Here is a 20266-nt window from a genome sequence, read left to right as displayed (position 1 = left end):
GAGTGAATATAGAAGAATTTAAATACAATAACTATTGCATTGTAAATTACATCAAATATAGTTCACTACTTATATATTTTGCTAATCGCTACAGGGAAATTACATGTTTATTGTCTCAGTTCTCAGACAAAGTAAGGATTTCACTATTAAACATGCACAATGGCTTCACCAGCAGCTGGATGGGTATAATTCCATTTGCATGACGGATGCTTCAGAAATCAAAGGGGTTCAAACCACTCCATTACTGTATAATTGGCCAGGATGGTGGGCAAAATTAGAGCTATTTAATCCCGAACATCCTGTTATCGGGAATGAAGATATACTTTATATTGATATTGATACTGTAATCGTCGGTGATATTACACAGTTTACTAAAATGAAAAAAGTAACATTACTGAACGACTTCTCGCAGCATGGTTCCAATGCTGCTCCTGCGACTGGAATAATGTTCATTCCTGCGGACGCCAAAAAACTTGTCTGGGAAGAGTTTATGAGATCGCCTGAAACTGAAATAAATTCAACCAGAAAGCCGCCATATCATGGGGATCAGGGATTTATCGGCAGAGTATGTCATGACGCTGAAAGATGGCAGGATATTTTTCCAGGACAAATTATCAGTTACAAAGCGAATATAGCGACGCCTAAAATGATAGGCTTTAATCCTGACTTACACGATGGTAAAGCAAACGGAGAATTGCCATCGGATGCAAAAATTGTATGTTTTCACGGTTCACCTCGTCCCTGGAACACAGCTCTCCACTGGGTTCCAGGTTTCAGCATAAAAAACACACTCTGCAGCAAATTTAAACAGCTCAAATATTCTCTTCGGTAAAAAACTTTTTTATTGGAAGGCGCCGGGCATCACGCCCGGCGTATCACTGTTTGATACAACAACCCATCCAGTTCCCTGGCATCTCCGTCCCTGCTGTCCGGTAACACTGGTGGAATTTCCCCACGCGCCAGTTCCACACGAATAAACGCATGTAACAAAGGACGGCGCGGACCATATTCCGCTTCTCCCGCGCGCTGTTTACGTTCCAGCAGTTCGTCTATTTCTGCACGTAACGGTGCATCAAGCTCGCTTCCCGCCAGTAACTCGGCAAAGCGCATTGGCGGTACGCCTTTTCCCGCTTCAACCCAACGCACAGCCAGTAGTGGTCGCAGCACGTAAAAGTATTTTTTCAGCCGAACTACGTCGCCCTGCAAATAACCGCGAAAGTTTTTCCGCGCCATCGAATAATAATGCCAACGCGCACGCAGCGGAGAAAACCACTTCGGCACCATTGCCTTAAGCGGCGTTATCGTTTCTTCATCTTGTTGATAGACCACCGGAGAATCCAGCCATTCTATCAGCGTCGGATTCGCTCCTTTCAGTAATCCCAGCGCCTTGCGCCACTCCCAGCCTGAAACATCTAACTCGTCGTCAATAGGCAACTCAATAACATCGCGCGGCGCCTCCACCCGCAGATACCATTCCAGCGGGTGAACATACAAAAATCGTACATCGTAGTCGCTGTCGGGAGAGGCAAATCCCCAACCGCGACTCCCCGATTCGCAGGCGTACAGCACTTTCACGCCATAGCGACGTTCTATTTCTTTTAATTGCTGCGATACCCGTTCGCGCATCGCAGCACTGACTCCATTTATTGGCATTTGACTCATCCTTTGATATTAACTAACCCGTGCAGAACCTGGTCCAGACCGCCAAATACAGAGATGTTATCGATCCGCTCAGCCACTCTCTCCAGCGTTTCCAGCTCTTTTAAACGCAGCGCTACCGGGTTGTTTTCCATGACCTTCGCGGTGTTCAGCAACGAGCGCGTCGCTGCCGTTTCTTCACGTCGGCGAATCACATTGGCCTGCGCAGATTTCTCTGCCTCAACCAGCTGCGCAAGGATATTTTTCATATCACCAGGCAGGACGATATCTTTCACCCCTAATGAGGCAATCTCCATACCAAATGGCAACATGCGCGATTTCACCTGTTCGCTGACAACGTCATCAATGACCTGTTTATCTTCCAGTAATTCATCCAGCGTACGCGTACCTACAGCTTCACGCAGTGCAAATTGCAATTCCCGATACAAATGATCAACCGGCTTCGTTAACTGACTAAATGCCAATAACACGTCGCTGTAGCGCCAGTTAGCTGCGAGGTTAATCCGCAGATTGACCTTATCTTTCGTTAAGATTTCTTGCCCGCTGACTTCCAGAACCTGTAAGCGGGTGTCGACAACTTCAGCTTCAACCAGATGATTTATTTTCCAGTATGCGGTCAGCCCCGGCGGTAACAGCGCCTGCGTTTCACCATCGATTTTCAGCACGCCTACGTGCCAGGCCGGAACCTGCACCGTCAGTATCGCATCGCGGCCTTTAACTGCCCCTTTGCGCCGTGGCTGCAATACCGCATTCATCACCTCCGTTTGAACCTGGACTTGCTGCGTATTCATCCGCACAAGCGTCAAATCATCCTCTACACGCCAGTACAAACGACGCGTTGATGGCGGCAGGATCTCCAGCAAAATACCGTCCATATACAACGCCCCGGCTTCAGTCTCCGACAAGTCGGCCACCACGCAATATCTTTCCACCCAATCAGGCTGAAAGCGGCGCAAATAATCCGCCAGCACGTCGGGAACTTCGCTGCCATCGAGCGTAATCAGCAAGACTTCTGGCGTATTTAACCAGGGTAAAAGATGCTCGCCTGCATGCAGCACTTTGTAGTAATCGCCATTTCTGGAGAGTAATGCCAGCTGATCTTTTCTTACGCTTATTTTTTTAATCATTATCTATTCCTTGCTTAATAGCTGTCGCGGAAGCAGACACGAAGAGACAGGGGAATTCCCTTTTGCCTGTATCCCGGCGTCTTTATCGGCGACGTTATCGGGGATCGCTGACTGCGCAATCCCCCATTTTTTATTTAATAAGTTACAACCAGTATTCATTTCAGGAATGAATTCGGGAATCGAACCCGTAATTAGCGTCAAAGGCTGACGGAACACGCCCGGAAAACAGCCTGGCCGTTCCTGGTGTGCCGACGGGGTTTAACCCCCTTTGAAATTCAGTATCAACGCAAAATTGTTATTGCGAAAAGCGTGCCAGAATTGAGAAATATTTTTAACCAAATGAAAAATAAAGAGTTAATAAATTACTGTTGTTTGTAGCGGGAAATTTTTTCACCAAATTTGTATCTGTATTTATCGTCAATTATCAAGAAAGATAAATATTTAAGAAGAGAACAAAGGAATATTATCAGTTCTGCTTGCAAATGAATTCCCGTACACTGAATCCATCGGCTAACTGAGGGCAACATCTATGGCACTCCCGCGTATTACCCAAAAAGAGATGACTGAGCGCGAGCAACGTGAACTTAAAACACTGCTGGATCGGGCGCGTATTGCGCATGGTCGCGTACTGACAAACTCCGAAACCAACAGCATCAAGAAAGAGTACATCGATAAATTAATGGTTGAACGTGAGGCTGAAGCGAAAAAAGCCCGCCAGTTGAAGAAAAAGCAGGCTTATAAACCCGATCCCGAAGCGTCATTTAGCTGGTCGGCAAATACGTCGACGCGCGGCAGGCGCTGATTAGCGCCCTTTTTTCTTACGCCCCGGCGAGGTGAAACGTTTACCATTTGACGCCGGGCGGCCACCTTTTTCTGATGTTTTTTCCATCTTCACCACCGGGCGTTTGATGCCCGCCGTTTTCGGTTTGGCCTTCGCTTTAGGTTTCACCTCGGAAGTAGAATTCTCAATTAATTTAAAGAGATCAATTAGCTCATCGTCGGTTAAATCGCGCCACTCACCCAACGGAATGCCGCTTAAGCTGACGTTCATAATGCGCGTACGTTCCAGCTTTTTCACTTCGTAACCAAAGTGCTCGCACATGCGCCGGATCTGACGGTTCAGCCCCTGCACAAGGGTAATGCGAAAGACAAATGGTGCTTCTTTTTTGACTTTGCACTTTTTCGTCACCGTTCCGAGGATCGGTACTCCCGCCCCCATACCACGAATAAATTCATCGGTGATCGGTTTATCGACCGTCACCAGATACTCTTTTTCATGATCATTGCCAACACGCAGGATCTTATTGACCAGATCGCCAAACTGCTCATGAAGCATCAGACTTGCTTTTCCCCTTCAAATATCACATGAAACTCTACACACTCATCTTCAGAGGGATGTCTACGAGTATGTAGATATGGTCGGCACAGCTTTCAGCTAGCAGGATTCGTAAACCATTGCGACCCCTTTGATTTCTTGCTTAACTTTTTCAGTAGCCAAACTGCAAGGTTTTTTATAACTGTTCCGAAACTGAAAGATTTATTGAGCCACCAGTCCACCAGCTAGTGATTTTTTAAAAACAATAACGCCGAGCACAATGTCCTTTTTTATAGTAATAAACTGAGTTACGACGCAGAGTCAGATAATAACACATTTACAAAACAAATTAATTTGCATAATGTATTTGCACAACAAATAAAATCATTTTTTTAAGCACAAAGATATTGCGTTATAAATCACTTCAAATATAGTTTGTCCTTTAGTCTCCTAACTGACGATGCAAGGAAACAGCATGTTTAGTGTCTCATTCCTCCGGGAAAGTAAGATTATCACTAATAAAAATGGGTCAGATAACACGTTGCTGTTAGCACAACACAAAGGCTGGTGCTTAAATAAATCAACATTCATACATACAATCAACTCTCATTTTTATTAAAATTCAACACCGCAAAATAACGATTGAAAAGGATAATAATTCATGGTTGATAAAATAATTTTCACTGTTACACCAATTTTTTCCATTCCTCCACGTGGCGCCGCTGCAGTAGAAACCTGGATTTATCAGGTTGCTAAAATGACAAGAATACCGAACAGAATTATTTGTATAAAAGAAGATGGGTATTCTGACGTTACTACTGTCAATGAACGATGCTCAATTCATCGCATTGGATTTAGTCGAATTTATAAACGTGTATTTCAGAAATGGACACGTATAGATCCACTTCCTTATTCCCAAAGAATTTTGAATATTGCTAAAAATTTCAACATTACAGATGATAGTGTAATTATTGTACATAATAGCATGAAGTTATATCGTCAGATTCGCGAGCGCTCACCTCATGCCAAAATAGTAATGCATATGCATAACGCTTATGAACCAAGAGGGATGGATAAGAATGTGAAAATGATTGTTCCCAGTAATTATTTAAAAAACTACTATAAAGGATTTCTTCCTGATGCTGAAATCGCTATAGTTCCAAATGGAACAACTTTATATAATATGGATAAACAGCATAAGAAAATCAAAAAAGCAGATCTAAATATACCCCCTGATAAAAAAATTATATTTTATGCAGGAAGGATATCTCCTGAAAAAGGAGTTATTTTACTTATGCAAGCATTTGAAAAAATTGTTAGATCTCATGATAATATAGAATTGGTTGTTATAGGTGATTATACAAACAAAAGTAAGGGAGAAAAAGGAGCTTACCAACAGCAAATTCAAAAATTAGCTAAACAACTCGGTTCACACTGTCATATGTTAGGAGGAGTTGCTCCTGAAGAAATGCATCAATATTATTCTTTAGCTGATTTAGTTGTTATTCCTTCTCAATTTCAGGAACCATTTTGTATGGTAGCAATAGAAGCTATGGGCTCAGGAAAACCGGTATTGGTGAGCACTCGTGGAGGAATGGTTGAATTCGTAAAAGATAAAGAAACTGGATATCATTTACAAGAACCAATGACACCCGAAACGATTGCAGCAGATATTGAAACAGTACTTGCTAATTCTGATCTACTTAATACTGCACAGTGCGGAAAAAAATTTGTTCTGGAAAATTATTTGTGGTGGCAAGTTACTCATAAATTTGAAAAAACATTGAGTAACTGGTTTAGCTAAAAATATGGAAAACGTTCTATTTTATTTGCTAAAAGTAATATTAACAAGCAATGCGAGCTAAAACGCTGCTGGTTCGCGCGCGTATTGCGCATGGTCGCGTACTGACAAACTCCGAAACCAACAGCATCAAGAAAGAGTACATCGATAAATTAATGGTTGAACGTGAGGCTGAAGCGAAAAAAGCCCGCCAGTTGAAGAAAAAGCAGGCTTATAAACCCGATCCCGAAGCGTCATTTAGCTGGTCGGCAAATACGTCGACGCGCGGCAGGCGCTGATTAGCGCCCTTTTTTCTTACGCCCCGGCGAGGTGAAACGTTTACCATTTGACGCCGGGCGGCCACCTTTTTCTGATGTTTTTTCCATCTTCACCACCGGGCGTTTGATGCCCGCCGTTTTCGGTTTGGCCTTCGCTTTAGGTTTCACCTCGGAAGTAGAATTCTCAATTAATTTAAAGAGATCAATTAGCTCATCGTCGGTTAAATCGCGCCACTCACCCAACGGAATGCCGCTTAAGCTGACGTTCATAATGCGCGTACGTTCCAGCTTTTTCACTTCGTAACCAAAGTGCTCGCACATGCGCCGGATCTGACGGTTCAGCCCCTGCACAAGGGTAATGCGAAAGACAAATGGTGCTTCTTTTTTGACTTTGCACTTTTTCGTCACCGTTCCGAGGATCGGTACTCCCGCCCCCATACCACGAATAAATTCATCGGTGATCGGTTTATCGACCGTCACCAGATACTCTTTTTCATGATCATTGCCAGCACGCAGGATCTTATTGACCAGATCGCCATGGTTAGTGAGAAAAATCAGCCCCTGAGAGTCTTTATCCAGACGACCTATCGGGAACACGCGTTTACTGTGGTTGACGAAATCAACGATGTTGTCGCGCTCGCCATCTTCCGTAGTACTAACGATCCCTACAGGTTTGTTCAGAGCAATAAGCACTAAGTCTTCTGCTTCACGCGGCTCAATCAACCGACCATTTACCTTCACGACGTCGCCTGGTTTAACCTGGTCGCCAATGGTGGCACGTTTGCCATTGATGAACACATTGCCTTGTTCAATAAAGCGATCCGCTTCGCGTCGTGAGCAAATTCCACTTTCGCTAATGTATTTGTTTAATCGGATAGATGAGTCGGGCAGCATAAATTCTCCTGTAAAACGCGGAATATACCCTGACTCTGATGCAGGAAAAACAGCGTTTCTTCGCAACAGTGAAATTAATTGTGATCCACCACAATTTTCTGCACAAAAATCAGCGGCATCGAAGTCAGTAACAAGACCAACAAATACATATAAATATCAATCAGTTAAATAATAACGCACAGATGTGCTTGCCTTAACGATACACAAAAACAAATGTGCACAATTAACCTTGTATTTTTTGCGGATAAATAGTGAAAAATCCTTTTGAAACACTCTGTTGATGAGGTTATATCAGATCAAGCGGTAAAAAATGAGATTTGCACAAATGTGCACGTGCAGGAGGCCAGTATGGCGGTAGAAAACGGTGACGATATTCGCCTGATCGTGAAAATAGCGCAGCTTTATTACGATCAAGAAATGACTCAGGCACAAATCGCCCGCGAGCTAGGTATCTACCGAACGACCATCAGTCGTCTGCTTAAACGTGGTCGTGAACTGGGTTTAGTGACCATCGCAATCAATTACAACTACAACGATAACTTGTGGCTGGAGCAGCAGCTAAAACAAAAATTTGCTCTTAAAGAAGCTGTGGTAGTGCCCTGCCAACAAGAACAGGAAGAAGAGCAACTGGCAATAATGGGTGTACATGGCGCACAGCTACTGGAACGACTACTGGAGCCAGGCGATATCATCGGGTTTTCCTGGGGACGTGCGGTACGGGCGATGGTTGAGGGGCTATCGACAGCCAGCCAGTCACATCAGCATATTTGTGTACCTGTTATCGGGGGACCTTCGGGAAAACTGGAAAGCCGTTACCATGTGAACACCCTTACCTACGGTGCTGCTGCAAAACTGAAAGGTGAATCTCATCTCGCAGACTTTCCGGCACTACTGGATAATGCATTGATTCGTAACGGTATCATGCAGTCCCAACATTTTCGCACCATTGCAGATTACTGGAATAACATCGATATTGCTCTGGTGGGGATAGGTTCCCCTGCAATACGTGATGGTGCAATCTGGCACGCATTTTATGGTCGGGAAGAGAGTGATGATTTATATGCAGGGCAAATTGCCGGTGATATCTGCTCTCGCTTTTATGATATTAACGGCGCAACCGTCGAGACGCAGATAAACGAAAAAACGTTGTCTATCGAAATCCATAAATTAAAAAATGCACGTTATTCTATTGGTATTGCCATGGGAGAAGAGAAACTAAGTGGGATTCTTGGTGCGTTACGTGGCAAATATATTAACTGTTTAGTCACCAATTACCAAACCGCCGAATTACTATTGCAATAAACACTATTTACTTTGATTCGACATAATTTATTTTATGGGGAATCAATTTATCTGTATGGAGAGAAAATTATGCAATCATGGTTAAACTTATCTGGCAAAATAATTATTGTGACAGGAGGTGCATCGGGAATAGGTAGTGCTATCGTCGAGGAGTTAATAACTCATGGCGCAAACGTCCAGATGGTGGATATCAATACTGGTGAAAATAATGCTGGCTATCAATTCTGGCCAACAGATATTTCCAAAGCCCAACAAGTGACAGATACCATTGCGGAAATAATTCAGCGTTTTGGTCGGATTGATGGTCTGGTCAATAACGCTGGCGTTAACTATCCGCGTCTGTTGGTAGATGAAAAAGCCCCGGCAGGAAAGTACGAACTTAACGAAGCCGCTTTTGAAAAGATGGTTAATATCAATCAAAAAGGTGTTTTTTTGATGTCGCAATCGGTGGCGCGGCAGATGGTGAAACAGCGTGACGGCGTCATTGTGAACGTCTCTTCTGAAAGCGGGCTGGAAGGTTCGGAAGGCCAGAGTTGCTACGCTGCCACCAAAGCTGCACTGAACAGTTTTACCCGTTCCTGGGCAAAAGAACTGGGTAAGCATGGCAACCGTGTAGTTGGTATTGCGCCAGGGATTCTGGAAAAAACGGGATTGCGCACACCAGAGTATGAAGAAGCCCTGGCATGGACGCGAAACATAACTGTTGCACAACTGCGTGAAGGCTACAGCAAGAACGCGATTCCCATTGGACGCTCCGGACGGCTCACGGAAGTCGCTGATTTTGTGTGCTACCTGCTGTCTGAACGCGCCAGCTACATCACCGGAGTAACCACTAACATTGCGGGCGGTAAAACGCGCGGTTAAGGAGGTGATATGGTTAATGCAATCTTCTGTGCCCATGGCAAATTAGCTTGCGCCATGCTGGAGTCGGTACAGATGGTGTACGGCGACGCCAATGTTGTAGCCGTAGAATTTGTACCTGGAGAAAATGCCAGCGACATCATAAATAAGCTGGAAAAGTTAGTAAGCATTCACGCTCATGATGAATGGCTGATTGCCGTGGACTTACAGTGCGGTAGTCCATGGAATGCCGCTGCCACACTGGCAATGCAAAACCCACATCTGCGTGTCATGAGCGGGTTATCGCTCCCTCTGGCGCTGGAACTGGTGGACAACCAGAGCAGTATGAATGTCGATGAACTGTGTGTACACCTGACGCAAGTCGCCTCACAAACTTGTGTTATCTGGCAACAACCGGATACGACTGACGAGGAGTTCTGATGAACATTACTCTTGCCCGCATTGATGACCGCCTGATCCACGGTCAGGTAACAACTGTCTGGTCAAAAGTGGCCAATGCTCAGCGGATTATTATTTGTAATGACGATGTATTTAATGATGATGTGCGTCGGACATTATTACGGCAGGCGGCACCACCTGGAATGAAAGTTAATGTGGTAAATATCGAAAAAGCCGTCGCCGTTTATCACAATCCGCAATATAAAGAGGAAACCGTTTTTTATCTTTTTACCAATCCGCAAGATGCCCTGGCGATGGTTAAACAAGGCGTCAATATTAATGTATTAAATATTGGCGGAATGGCATGGCGCCCTGGTAAAAAACAGTTAACTAAAGCGGTATCATTAGATGAGAATGATATTAACGCATTCTATGAACTGGATAAATTAGGCGTAAAGCTAGATTTACGCGTAGTTGCGACAGATCCTTCAATCAATATTATCGAAAAAATAAAAGAACACGTAACGGCTTAATAAATATCAGGCCTGTGTATTTATGCTTTAACAGGCAGGGACGAGTACACTTATAAGGTGACAAATTATGGAAATTAGTACCCTACAAATTATCGCCATATTTTTATTTTCCTGTATTGCCGGAATGGGCAGCGTACTGGACGAGTTTCAGACTCACCGCCCACTTATCGCCTGCACAGTTATTGGTTTAATTCTCGGTGATTTAAAAACCGGAATTATGCTCGGTGGCACTCTGGAATTGATAGCGCTTGGCTGGATGAACGTCGGTGCGGCGCAATCTCCGGATTCAGCACTTGCCAGTATTATCTCTGCCATTCTGGTAATCGTTGGTCAACAAAGCATCGCTACCGGTATTGCTATCGCACTTCCTGTGGCAGCCGCGGGCCAGGTACTAACCGTATTTGCCCGCACCATCACCGTGGTGTTTCAACATGCGGCAGATAAAGCAGCAGAAGAGGCACGCTTTCGCACTATCGATATTCTGCATGTCTCCGCGCTTGGAGTGCAGGCATTACGCGTCGCCATCCCGGCGCTCATAGTCTCATTGTTCGTCAGCGCCGATATGGTGAGCAATATGTTGAATGCTATCCCCGAATTTGTGACCCGAGGATTACAGATTGCTGGCGGCTTTATCGTCGTGGTCGGTTATGCCATGGTGCTGCGCATGATGGGCGTGAAATACCTGATGCCTTTCTTCTTCCTGGGCTTCCTCGCGGGTGGCTACCTTAATCTCAGTCTTCTGGCATTCGGCGGTGTCGGCGTGATCATGGCACTGGTTTATATCCAGCTAAATCCACAATGGCGAAAAGCCGAACCACAAACGCAAGTCCCCCCCTCCACCGCTCTTGACCAACTTGACGATTAACGGAGCCATCATGGAACAGAGAAAAATCACACGCAGCGATCTGGTGAGCATGTTTCTGCGCTCCAATCTGCAACAGGCATCATTTAACTTCGAACGCATTCATGGGCTGGGTTTTTGCTACGACATGATCCCCGCCATTAAGCGCCTTTACCCACTGAAAGAGGACCAGGTCGCCGCGCTAAAGCGCCATCTGGTGTTCTTCAATACTACGCCTGCGGTGTGTGGCCCGGTCATTGGCGTCACCGCTGCCATGGAAGAGGCACGCGCCAACGGCGCAGAGATTGATGATGGCACCATAAACGGTATCAAAGTCGGTCTGATGGGGCCACTGGCCGGTGTCGGCGATCCGCTGGTATGGGGCACATTGCGTCCAATAACTGCTGCCCTCGGCGCATCGTTAGCACTTTCGGGCAACATTCTTGGCCCATTGCTGTTCTTCTTTATTTTCAACGCAGTGCGCCTGGCAATGAAATGGTATGGGCTGCAACTGGGCTTTCGTAAAGGGGTGAATATCGTCAGCGATATGGGGGGGAATTTGCTGCAAAAGCTCACCGAAGGTGCGTCAATTCTCGGTCTGTTTGTGATGGGTGTACTGGTCACCAAATGGACGTCGATCAATGTACCGTTGGTTGTTTCTCAAACACCAGGCCCCGATAGCTCCACCGTCACCATGACCGTGCAAAACATTCTCGATCAGTTGTGCCCGGGTTTGCTGGCGCTTGGCCTGACTCTGCTGATGGTGCGTCTGCTTAACAAAAAAATTAATCCGGTGTGGCTCATCTTTGCTCTGTTTGGCTTAGGGATTGTCGGTAACGCACTGGGCTTCCTGTCCTGATTCTTCGCCCCGGTTTAACTACCGGGGCCATCGCTCACACAAGAGGTGGTTATATGCAAACAACGGCTCTGCGTCTTTATGGCAAATGTGATTTACGCCTGGAATCCTTTGATCTTCCTGAAATGCAGGAGGATGAAATTCTCGCCACGGTAGTAACCGACAGCCTTTGCCTCTCATCATGGAAAGAGGCTTGCCTGGGAGAAGATCACAAAAAAGTGCCTGATGATGTGGCGACTCATCCAATCATCATCGGTCACGAGTTCTGTGGCGATATTGTTGCTGTAGGTAAAAAATGGCAGCACAAATTTCAACCGGGTCAGCGTTATGTGATTCAGGCTAACCTGCAACTCCCCGACAGCCCTGATTGCCCCGGCTACTCCTTTCCGTGGGTAGGCGGCGAAGCAACGCATGTGGTTATTCCAAATGAAGTCATGGCACAGGACTGCCTGCTGGCTTATGAAGGCGAAACCTATTTTGAAGGATCGCTGGTTGAGCCGCTCTCCTGTGTAATTGGCGCTTTCAATGCAAACTATCATCTTCAGGAAGGAAGTTATAACCACACGATGGGAATTCGTCCGCAAGGACGCACACTGATCCTCGGCGGCACCGGACCAATGGGTCTTCTGGCGATAGACTATGCGTTGCATGGCCCGATAAATCCATCGCTGCTTGTCGTTACCGATACCAACAACGATAAATTGAGCTATGCACGTAAGCACTATCCTTCAGAACCACAAACACTGATTCATTATCTCAATGCCGCTGATGCATCATTTGATACATTAATGGCATTGAGTGGCGGTCATGGTTTCGATGATGTTTTTGTCTTTGTTCCCAACGAAGGTCTTGTGAAACTTGCCTCTTCCTTGCTGGCGACAGATGGTTGTCTGAATTTCTTTGCTGGTCCGCAGGATAAAAACTTCAGTGCTCCCATTAATTTTTATGATCTGCATTACGCCTTTACGCATTACGTTGGCACATCTGGTGGCAACACTGATGATATGCGAGCGGCCGTTAAATTGATTGAAGAGAAAAAAGTTCAGGCAGCGAAAGTCGTTACGCATATTCTGGGACTGAATACGGCTGGAGAAACGACGCTGGCTCTGCCAGAGATTGGCGGAGGAAAGAAACTGGTCTATACCCATAAATCACTGCCATTAATCGCTCTTGATCAAATTAACGATCCACAACTACGTGAGATCCTCGACCGCCATCAGGGCATCTGGTGTCGGGAAGCTGAACAGTATTTACTGGCGAATACCGCACATATTTGAGGCAGGAAAATATAGGTAGCCAGGCCTGGATGGGGCGTGCCATATATTGAATTTGCGAGAGTTTGCAACCTGAATAAGACGTTTACGTCGCATCCACAATAAATATTGGTGGTTAATACTATGAGCGCCCAATCAGGCGCTCATAATAAAAATCACCACATTAAATCATCGGGGATCTTAAAGTCAGCATAGGGATCATCTTCGTCCTGCTCTTCCTGGCTGAGTGCGCTATTTAATACAATAAAAGTCGCATCACGTTGGGCAATTTTATCTGCTACGCTCGCCGGGATAATGGCGTATTCGCTTTCCCCATTGCTATCAATGATCAAACGAGCAATAGCAAGGCGCCCATTTATTAATTGGGTTTGAGTTGTTTTATCAACTTCAATTTTCTTGATAAGATTATTATCAGTGAAATTAAAACCAATATCACCACGAGAAACAGTGATACGATTCATTTCAATAAGCTGTTTAATTTGTGCTTTATATTCTTTCACTAACGCAGCTTGTTTTTGCTGCTCGCTAAGTTGTTTATCACGCTCGAGTTGAGCTTTCTTGTTTTCTTCCACCGCCTCTCGGGCTTCACGAGCCTGAACACGAGATTTTTTAGCCGTTCTCTGGACTTTAGCTGCTTTTTTGCTGGTCACTAATCCCGCTTTTAGCAACTGTTCTTGTAGGGTGAGTTTTGTCATCTTCGTCGTTAAACCTGTTGGAAATTTGCTGGGATTATACTCGCCAAACCTCATAAACTGACGATCTGGATATCAATTTTATTGCTATCCAGAACGCTTTCTTAATACTCGTCCCGTTCGTCGTCTTCCTCCGGTTGTTCCAGAACGCTATAAGCCACGGAACAAAATAACGAATTCAGACGCTGCATATCACCTAACAAGCCTAAGTGAAGTGAACTGGTCTCAATGCTCTGCACGTTTTGCTGATGCAGACGATCAACGTGGGCATGGGAATAACGGCGATTCAAAATACGAAAGCGATGCTTGCTACGGCGTAAACGGCGAGCACTGGTAACATCGCCGGAGAAAAAGACTGACATCGCCAATTTTAAGTTACTGAGCAGTTGGCTATAGAGCGCATCCAGTTCCTTCAGACCATCAATCGAAAACGCCCGTCGTGCTGCCAGCGATTTATCAGCAATTTCACTACCCATGCGCTCGACGATATCTGATGCCTGTTCAAGGTTAAGTGACATCTCAATAATTTCTGCCCAGCGCCGCGACTCCTCTTCTGCCAGTTCCTCTTTTGGCATCCGCGCCAGATAAAGTTTAATGGCGGTGTATAACACATTGATATCGTCCGCCAGCTTGCGCAGCTCTTTCTCCTCACGAGGCGCACCGTGCATCACTTTATATAGTCCTTCCATCATTTGCTCCATCACGTCGCCAATACGCAGCGTTTCACGGGCGGCATTTGCCAGGGCAAGCGTAGGAGTATCGAGCGCGCTGACATCAAGATGTTTGGGTTTAAGATGCCCGTCAAGTTCAGGGTCATCGCGGATAATACGCTTACAAAACCGCGCCATCGGATCTACAAATGGCAACATCAGCAGACAACGCACCAGGTTATAGAAGACGTGGAAATAGATAACCAGTTCCGCTTTTGGTAGCGGCAACTTACCCATCGTGTTCGCCAGCAGATGGACAAATGGCAGGATAATCAGGCTACCCACCAGCTTAAACAGCAGGCTACCCAAAGCGACACGTCGTGCAGCAGCATTTGCGGCACTGTTGTTGAGCATAGCCAGCAAACCAGAACCAAGGTTTGCGCCAATGACCAGGCACAGCGCTACCGGAAAAGAAATAATACCAGCAGTAGTCAGGGTAGCGGTCAACAGTACAGCGGCAAGACTGGAATAACTGATAATGGCGAACATCGCGCCTATCAACGCATCCAGTAAAATATCGCCCGTCAATGAGGCAAAGATCACCTGAACGCCGCTGGCCTGAGTAATCGGTGTGACGGCCTGAACAATCAACTCCAGTGCCAACAAAATCAACCCAAGACCAATACCTACACGCCCCAACTGCCCGGCACGCGACTGTTTGCGTCCGAGGAAAAAGATAACCCCAATAAAAATGAGTAGCGGTGACAACCAGGATAAGTCGAAGGTGAGGATTCGCGCCATTAGCGCCGTTCCAACATCAGCACCCAGTACAATGACCAGGGCCGGCGCGAGAGCGACAAGATCCTGAGCGACAAAAGATGTCACCAGCATGGTGGTGGCATTACTGCTTTGAACCAACGCGGTAACGCCAATCCCCGCACAAAAGGCAAGCGGTTTTTTTTCTACGCTACGGCTAAGAACGGTACGCAGACGAGCACCAAAGACGCGCATAACGCCAGTGCGCACAATATGCGTCCCCCAAACCAGTAGGGCGACAGCGGAAAGCAGGTGAAGCAAAGTTAGCACGGAATCAGGTTCTCCTTTTTGTTATGCATTTTCCTGTTAAGATTTTTCTAATCACGTTGTTTTTATCCAAGCATTTCACTTGTATGTACTTTCAGTATAAGAGATTTATACAAGAAAGCATTTAAAAAGGCATCTATATAAAAATCCACCTATACCTGTTGTTATTTTTGTCACATTTTTTCTTGCCGTTTACACCAGATAAACGTTGTCACTTTTGTGACCTCTGAGAAGATAAACAACGAAATATTTAAGACCAGATTCTGTGAATCAAAATAATTAAGTATCAACGGTATTACGGAGATTGAACAGCTTACGGTAGCAAAACGTATAAATTCCTGAATCGCAAAAAAAGAGAAACTAAACAATTTTTGTTTTAAAAAAGATTGCGCAGAAAAGAATAAAGAGAACAATAATACTATTTGTAGCGTAACAGTGGCGACTGCATACGCGTAAAAACCACCTTCAATGCCGATAGCTTTAAGTAAGGAAATTGAATGAACGATATCGGAATAAAAAGGGATACGACCATTACCAACCGAGTAGAATAGATATGTGGCTATGGCGATAACATCCATGACACCCCAAAAAAGAAGAATGTATTTTTTGTATTGACGTTGCATAAAGTAAATCCTTTTTACGAAAACAAATATTACCAGGGATTATTATAATTGCGGGCGTTTTTGGATTAACACTCCACCCGTATTTTTTAAACCTCTGTCAGCCATACCTTCGCTAAAGAAGACGTCGATACGCCCTTTACTTTTATCGTGATACAGAATACTGCATGAGATACACCTTATCCCCTCTTTGGATTTACGAAAATCCAACCAAAAGCAACCATCAGAAAATACCCACTCCACACCTGTTTTTATATTAATTATCCAATCATTATAACCTGTTGGTTTTTTCCCTAATAGTTCAGTAACTTCGGCTTCTGAACGTCCTTCGAAAGCGAAAAAATCTATTTCATCAATTTTTATCATTTTCAATAATCCATTATTTATGACATTAAATACCGGGGCAAATACCCCGGTATTATCATTTACTCGGCGTCATACCCCAGATTCGGTGCCAGCCAGCGTTCAACATCTGAGACGCTCATACCTTTACGGCGGGCATAGTCTTCGACCTGATCGCGCTGAATTTGCGCTACCGCGTAATACTTGCTGTCCGGGTGGCTGAAGTACCAACCCGAAACCGAAGCTCCCGGCCACATCGCGAAAGATTCCGTGAGTTTCATGCCGGTGTGTTTTTCCACTTCCAGCAGCTCCCAGATGGTGGCTTTTTCCGTATGTTCAGGGCAGGCCGGGTAGCCTGGTGCCGGGCGGATTCCCTGATAGTTTTCGCGGATCAGCTCTTCGTTGCTGAGGTTCTCGTTCGGCGCATAGCCCCAGTAGACTTTACGCACACGCTCATGGAGATACTCCGCAAACGCTTCGGCTAAACGGTCGGCAAGCGCTTTCACCATTATTTTGTTGTAATCATCGTGCTGTGCTTCGAAGGCATCAGCCAGTGCGTCCTCTTCCAGCCCGCCGGTCACAGCAAATGCGCCAATGTAATCTGCTTTACCAGAAAGCTTCGGCGCAACGAAGTCAGCGAGACAGTAGTTAGCGAAGCCCGTTTTTTCGGTCTGTTGACGCAGATGGTGGCTGACGTTGATTACATGTGTACGCGTTTCGTCACGGTAGATTTCAATGTCATCGCCCACACGGTTTGCCGGGAACAGGCCCACCACGCCACGTGGATTCAGCGTTTTTTCGGCGCTTAATTTATCCAGCATGTCATTGGCGTCTTTAAACAGGCGCTTCGCCTCTTCACCCACCACTTCATCTTCCAGAATGCGCGGATACTTCCCAGCCAGTGACCAGGTCATAAAGAACGGCGTCCAGTCGATGTAATTACGCAGCGTTTCGATGCTGGCTTCCACTTCCTGCACGCCGAGACGGTGCGCCACCGGCGGCGTATAAGCCTGCCAGTCAAAAGCGAAGTCGTTATCGCGCGCCGCTTCCAGCGTGACTGGCGGTGTGCGCGGTTTCTTGCGCCCATGTTGAATACGTACGGTTTCGTACTCTTTACGGGTACGAGCGACAAAATCATCACGCTGAGTGTCAGAAAGCAGCGCCGCCACCACACCAACGGTGCGTGAGGCGTTCTGCACATACACCGTCGGGCCACTGTAGTTTTGCTCGATTTTCACCGCCGTGTGCGCTTTAGAGGTGGTCGCGCCGCCGATCAGTAACGGAATGGTGAAACCCTGACGCTCCATCTCTTTCGCCACGTTAACCATTTCATCCAGCGACGGCGTGATAAGCCCCGAAAGGCCAATCAAATCAGCATTCACTTCTTTGGCGGTGCGGAGAATTTTTTCCGCCGGCACCATAACGCCGAGATCAACAATTTCGTAGTTGTTACATTGCAGCACCACGCCAACGATATTTTTACCGATGTCGTGGACGTCACCCTTCACTGTAGCGATCACCATCTTGCCATTAGTTTTGCCCTGCTCTTTGCTGGCTTCTATGAATGGTTCGAGGTAAGCCACCGCCTGCTTCATCACACGCGCCGATTTGACCACCTGCGGCAGGAACATTTTGCCTTCGCCAAACAGATCGCCGACCACGTTCATGCCGTCCATCAACGGGCCTTCAATCACTTCAATCGGGCGCGTAGCCTGCTGACGGGCTTCTTCGGTGTCCTGTTCAATAAATTCGGTAATACCTTTGACCAGCGAGTACTCCAGGCGTTTATTCACTTCCCACGAGCGCCACTCCGCCTGCTGGGCGTTGGCGGTGTCGTCGGTTTTGCTGCCGCGATATTTCTCGGCAAGCTCCAGTAAACGCTCGGTGCCATCGTCGCGACGATTAAGAATCACATCTTCCACCGCGTCGCGCAGTTCAGCGGGTAGGTCGTCGTAAATCGCCAGTTGCCCGGCGTTGACTATCCCCATATCCATACCGTTACGGATGGCATAGTAGAGGAACACCGCGTGAATGGCTTCGCGCACCGGATCGTTGCCACGGAATGAGAAAGAAACGTTAGAAACACCGCCGGAGATCAGCGCGTGCGGCAGTTCACGTTTGATGTCTTCACACGCGCCGATAAAGTCCTGTGCGTAGTTGTTGTGCTCTTCAATGCCAGTTGCGACCGCGAAGATGTTCGGGTCAAAGATGATATCTTCTGGCGGGAAGCCAACCTCTTCGGTGAGGATTTTGTACGCCCGACGGCAAATCTCGATTTTCCGTGCGCGGGTATCGGCCTGGCCCTGTTCGTCAAAGGCCATTACCACGACTGCCGCACCGTAGCGACGCAACAGTTTCGCGTGATGGATAAAGGCGTCGACGCCCTCTTTCATCGAGATAGAGTTAACAATGCCTTTGCCCTGGATACACTTCAGACCTTTTTCAATGACGTCCCATTTTGAGGAGTCGATCATAATCGGCACGCGAGCGATATCCGGTTCACCGGCAATCAGATTGAGAAAACGCACCATCGCCGCTTCGGCGTCGAGCATCCCTTCATCCATGTTGATATCGATAATCTGCGCGCCGTTTTCCACCTGCTGACGCGCCACATCCAACGCCTCGCTGTATTTCTCTTCTTTGATCAGGCGCTTGAACTTAGCGGAACCTGTGACGTTGGTGCGTTCACCCACGTTCACAAACAGGCTATCGTCGCCAATGTTCAGCGGCTCCAGGCCAGACAAACGGCAGGCTACAGGAATTTCCGGCAGTTTGCGCGGCGCTAATCCTTCTACAGCACGGCTCATCGCTGCAATATGTTGTGGCGTGGTGCCGCAGCAGCCGCCAACAATATTCAGGAATCCCGCTTCTGCCCATTCACGTATTTGTTTTGCCATCGTGTCGGCGTCGAGATCGTATTCACCAAAGGCGTTGGGCAGCCCAGCGTTCGGGTGCGCGGTGACGTAGCACTCCGCAATCCGTGACAGCTCCTGCACGTACTGGCGCAGTTCATCGGGCCCCAGCGCACAGTTCAGGCCAAAGGTTAGCGCTTCGGCGTGGCGCAATGAGTTGTAAAATGCTTCGGTGGTCTGCCCGGAGAGCGTGCGCCCGGAGGCGTCAGTGATGGTGCCGGAGATCATTATCGGCAGTTCAACGCCCAGCGCTTCGAACTCCGTTTTCACCGCAAAGACCGCCGCTTTGGCGTTAAGGGTGTCGAAAACGGTTTCAATCAGGATCAGATCCGCACCGCCTTCCACCAGCGCTTTAGTGGATTCTCGATAAGCCGCCACCAGCTGGTCAAAAGTGATGTTGCGGAATGCTGGATCGTTCACGTCCGGAGAAATAGACGCCGTGCGGTTGGTCGGGCCGAGAACACCGGCAACGTAGCGCGGTTTCTCTGGCGTACGGGCGGTCCACTCGTCAGCACAGGCACGCGCCAGCTTCGCCGCCGCAAAGTTGATTTCCGCCGACAGGGATTCCATCTGGTAATCCGCCATCGCAATAGTCGTGGAGTTGAAGGTGTTGGTTTCGATGATATCCGCACCCGCTTCAAAGTAGGCGTTGTGGATAGCGGCGATCACTTCCGGTTTGCTGAGCACCAGTAGGTCGTTGTTGCCTTTGAGATCGCATGGCCAGTCGGCAAAGCGTTCACCACGAAAATCGGCTTCGTTCAGTCGATAGCTCTGGATCATAGTGCCCATACCGCCATCCAGCACCAGAATACGTTCATTTAACTGCGCACGCAGTTGTTCCACTTTGCTGCTCACACTTGCTCCCGACA

Annotated in this window: 19 protein-coding genes and 2 pseudogenes; 11 read left to right on the top strand and 10 right to left on the bottom strand. The window is 47.0% G+C overall.

Annotated features, from left to right (window positions below; genetic code table 11):
* The first annotated feature begins 103 nt into the window (after positions 1-103).
* A complete protein-coding gene (locus EFER_RS20415) occupies positions 104-832 on the top strand; it encodes a hypothetical protein (protein ID WP_000471230.1) in 729 nt (242 codons plus the stop codon).
* A 29-nt stretch (positions 833-861) separates the two neighbouring features.
* On the opposite strand, the gene EFER_RS20410 is transcribed toward EFER_RS20415, so the two are convergent.
* Both EFER_RS20410 and EFER_RS20405 read right to left on the bottom strand, forming a co-directional pair.
* Positions 862-1653 (bottom strand): nucleotidyltransferase domain-containing protein, encoded by a 792-nt coding sequence (locus tag EFER_RS20410; RefSeq protein WP_001122142.1) that lies wholly within the window; start codon positions 1651-1653, stop codon positions 862-864.
* 5 nt (positions 1654-1658) lie between these two features.
* Positions 1659-2786, bottom strand: a complete 1128-nt coding sequence (locus tag EFER_RS20405; protein ID WP_000592038.1) for a slipin family protein — start codon at positions 2784-2786, stop codon at positions 1659-1661.
* A 529-nt stretch (positions 2787-3315) separates the two neighbouring features.
* Between EFER_RS20405 and EFER_RS20400 the strand changes: the two genes are divergently transcribed.
* Positions 3316-3588, top strand: coding sequence for a YjbD family protein (locus EFER_RS20400; protein ID WP_001207638.1), 273 nt, complete (start codon positions 3316-3318; stop codon positions 3586-3588).
* On the opposite strand, the pseudogene rluF (EFER_RS20395) reads toward EFER_RS20400, so the two are convergent.
* Together rluF (EFER_RS20395) and EFER_RS24675 are read right to left on the bottom strand one after the other, a co-directional pair.
* Positions 3589-4104, bottom strand: a pseudogene (gene rluF, locus EFER_RS20395) (23S rRNA pseudouridine(2604) synthase RluF); the annotation flags it as partial.
* A 46-nt stretch (positions 4105-4150) separates the two neighbouring features.
* Positions 4151-4237 (bottom strand): annotated as a pseudogene (locus tag EFER_RS24675) (IS200/IS605 family transposase); the annotation flags it as partial.
* 525 nt (positions 4238-4762) lie between these two features.
* Between EFER_RS24675 and EFER_RS20390 the strand changes: the two are divergent.
* Together EFER_RS20390 and EFER_RS20385 are read left to right on the top strand one after the other, a co-directional pair.
* Positions 4763-5905: a lipopolysaccharide N-acetylglucosaminyltransferase gene (locus EFER_RS20390; protein ID WP_000227796.1), complete on the top strand. Its 1143-nt coding sequence runs from the start codon at positions 4763-4765 to the stop codon at positions 5903-5905.
* A gap of 50 nt (positions 5906-5955) precedes the next feature.
* Positions 5956-6180, top strand: coding sequence for a YjbD family protein (locus EFER_RS20385; RefSeq protein WP_001201929.1), 225 nt, complete (start codon positions 5956-5958; stop codon positions 6178-6180).
* On the opposite strand, the gene rluF (EFER_RS20380) is transcribed toward EFER_RS20385, so the two are convergent.
* Positions 6181-7053 (bottom strand): 23S rRNA pseudouridine(2604) synthase RluF, encoded by an 873-nt coding sequence (rluF, locus tag EFER_RS20380; RefSeq protein WP_000936340.1) that lies wholly within the window; start codon positions 7051-7053, stop codon positions 6181-6183.
* Positions 7054-7401: 348 nt separating this feature from the next.
* Here rluF (EFER_RS20380) and EFER_RS20375 point away from each other — a divergent pair, with 348 nt between their 5' ends.
* The 7 genes from EFER_RS20375 to sorE all read left to right on the top strand — a co-directional run bounded on the left by EFER_RS20375 (position 7402) and on the right by sorE (position 13101).
* The gene (locus EFER_RS20375; protein ID WP_000257635.1) at positions 7402-8355 is read left to right on the top strand and encodes a sugar-binding transcriptional regulator; all 954 of its coding nucleotides are present in this window, start codon (positions 7402-7404) and stop codon (positions 8353-8355) included.
* A gap of 69 nt (positions 8356-8424) precedes the next feature.
* A complete protein-coding gene (locus EFER_RS20370; RefSeq protein WP_001192383.1) occupies positions 8425-9219 on the top strand; it encodes an SDR family oxidoreductase in 795 nt (264 codons plus the stop codon).
* A gap of 9 nt (positions 9220-9228) precedes the next feature.
* On the top strand, positions 9229-9636 hold the full coding sequence (locus EFER_RS20365) for a mannose/fructose/sorbose PTS transporter subunit IIA (protein WP_000245619.1): 408 nt from the start codon (positions 9229-9231) through the stop codon (positions 9634-9636).
* Positions 9636-10127: a mannose/fructose/sorbose PTS transporter subunit IIB gene (locus EFER_RS20360; RefSeq protein WP_001027841.1), complete on the top strand. Its 492-nt coding sequence runs from the start codon at positions 9636-9638 to the stop codon at positions 10125-10127. Before EFER_RS20365 ends, EFER_RS20360 begins: the two co-directional genes overlap by 1 nt.
* Before the next feature lie 67 nt (positions 10128-10194).
* A complete protein-coding gene (locus tag EFER_RS20355; RefSeq protein WP_000406329.1) occupies positions 10195-10992 on the top strand; it encodes a PTS mannose/fructose/sorbose transporter subunit IIC in 798 nt (265 codons plus the stop codon).
* A 10-nt stretch (positions 10993-11002) separates the two neighbouring features.
* Entirely contained in the window at positions 11003-11827 is an 825-nt protein-coding gene (locus tag EFER_RS20350; RefSeq protein WP_000437889.1) for a PTS system mannose/fructose/sorbose family transporter subunit IID, read from the top strand.
* A gap of 53 nt (positions 11828-11880) precedes the next feature.
* On the top strand, positions 11881-13101 hold the full coding sequence (gene sorE / locus EFER_RS20345; protein ID WP_001195085.1) for an L-sorbose 1-phosphate reductase: 1221 nt from the start codon (positions 11881-11883) through the stop codon (positions 13099-13101).
* A 152-nt stretch (positions 13102-13253) separates the two neighbouring features.
* On the opposite strand, the gene EFER_RS20340 is transcribed toward sorE, so the two are convergent.
* From EFER_RS20340 to metH, 5 genes are all read right to left on the bottom strand, one after another.
* Positions 13254-13793, bottom strand: a complete 540-nt coding sequence (locus EFER_RS20340) for a DUF2058 domain-containing protein (RefSeq protein ID WP_000164234.1) — start codon at positions 13791-13793, stop codon at positions 13254-13256.
* A 101-nt stretch (positions 13794-13894) separates the two neighbouring features.
* Complete coding sequence (locus EFER_RS20335; protein WP_000956838.1) at positions 13895-15526, bottom strand: Na/Pi cotransporter family protein; 1632 nt, start codon at positions 15524-15526, stop codon at positions 13895-13897.
* A gap of 170 nt (positions 15527-15696) precedes the next feature.
* Positions 15697-16146 carry a hypothetical protein gene (locus EFER_RS20330; RefSeq protein ID WP_001189568.1) on the bottom strand — a complete coding sequence of 150 codons (450 nt, stop codon included), beginning with the start codon at positions 16144-16146 and terminating at the stop codon, positions 15697-15699.
* A gap of 42 nt (positions 16147-16188) precedes the next feature.
* On the bottom strand, positions 16189-16509 hold the full coding sequence (locus tag EFER_RS20325) for a hypothetical protein (protein WP_000590029.1): 321 nt from the start codon (positions 16507-16509) through the stop codon (positions 16189-16191).
* Between the two features lie 59 nt (positions 16510-16568).
* Positions 16569-20252: a methionine synthase gene (gene metH, locus EFER_RS20320; protein ID WP_000096028.1), complete on the bottom strand. Its 3684-nt coding sequence runs from the start codon at positions 20250-20252 to the stop codon at positions 16569-16571.
* Positions 20253-20266: the final 14 nt, after the last annotated feature.

The organism is Escherichia fergusonii ATCC 35469 (genome assembly GCF_000026225.1).
Classification (GTDB): Bacteria; Pseudomonadota; Gammaproteobacteria; order Enterobacterales; family Enterobacteriaceae; genus Escherichia; species Escherichia fergusonii.
The sequence above is the reverse complement of the archived record's forward strand: the minus strand, read 5'-3'. Positions and strand labels throughout refer to the sequence as shown.

What these genes read in the sequence shown, in the direction of transcription:
- EFER_RS20415 (WP_000471230.1), top strand. Translation starts at nt 104, where the DNA reads ATGTTTATTGTCTCAGTTCTCAGACAAAGTAAGGATTTCACTATTAAA.
- EFER_RS20410 (WP_001122142.1), bottom strand. Translation starts at nt 1,653, where the DNA reads ATGCCAATAAATGGAGTCAGTGCTGCGATGCGCGAACGGGTATCGCAG.
- EFER_RS20405 (WP_000592038.1), bottom strand. Translation starts at nt 2,786, where the DNA reads ATGATTAAAAAAATAAGCGTAAGAAAAGATCAGCTGGCATTACTCTCC.
- EFER_RS20400 (WP_001207638.1), top strand. Translation starts at nt 3,316, where the DNA reads ATGGCACTCCCGCGTATTACCCAAAAAGAGATGACTGAGCGCGAGCAA.
- EFER_RS20390 (WP_000227796.1), top strand. Translation starts at nt 4,763, where the DNA reads ATGGTTGATAAAATAATTTTCACTGTTACACCAATTTTTTCCATTCCT.
- EFER_RS20385 (WP_001201929.1), top strand. Translation starts at nt 5,956, where the DNA reads ATGCGAGCTAAAACGCTGCTGGTTCGCGCGCGTATTGCGCATGGTCGC.
- rluF (WP_000936340.1), bottom strand. Translation starts at nt 7,053, where the DNA reads ATGCTGCCCGACTCATCTATCCGATTAAACAAATACATTAGCGAAAGT.
- EFER_RS20375 (WP_000257635.1), top strand. Translation starts at nt 7,402, where the DNA reads ATGGCGGTAGAAAACGGTGACGATATTCGCCTGATCGTGAAAATAGCG.
- EFER_RS20370 (WP_001192383.1), top strand. Translation starts at nt 8,425, where the DNA reads ATGCAATCATGGTTAAACTTATCTGGCAAAATAATTATTGTGACAGGA.
- EFER_RS20365 (WP_000245619.1), top strand. Translation starts at nt 9,229, where the DNA reads ATGGTTAATGCAATCTTCTGTGCCCATGGCAAATTAGCTTGCGCCATG.
- EFER_RS20360 (WP_001027841.1), top strand. Translation starts at nt 9,636, where the DNA reads ATGAACATTACTCTTGCCCGCATTGATGACCGCCTGATCCACGGTCAG.
- EFER_RS20355 (WP_000406329.1), top strand. Translation starts at nt 10,195, where the DNA reads ATGGAAATTAGTACCCTACAAATTATCGCCATATTTTTATTTTCCTGT.
- EFER_RS20350 (WP_000437889.1), top strand. Translation starts at nt 11,003, where the DNA reads ATGGAACAGAGAAAAATCACACGCAGCGATCTGGTGAGCATGTTTCTG.
- sorE (WP_001195085.1), top strand. Translation starts at nt 11,881, where the DNA reads ATGCAAACAACGGCTCTGCGTCTTTATGGCAAATGTGATTTACGCCTG.
- EFER_RS20340 (WP_000164234.1), bottom strand. Translation starts at nt 13,793, where the DNA reads ATGACAAAACTCACCCTACAAGAACAGTTGCTAAAAGCGGGATTAGTG.
- EFER_RS20330 (WP_001189568.1), bottom strand. Translation starts at nt 16,146, where the DNA reads ATGCAACGTCAATACAAAAAATACATTCTTCTTTTTTGGGGTGTCATG.
- EFER_RS20325 (WP_000590029.1), bottom strand. Translation starts at nt 16,509, where the DNA reads ATGATAAAAATTGATGAAATAGATTTTTTCGCTTTCGAAGGACGTTCA.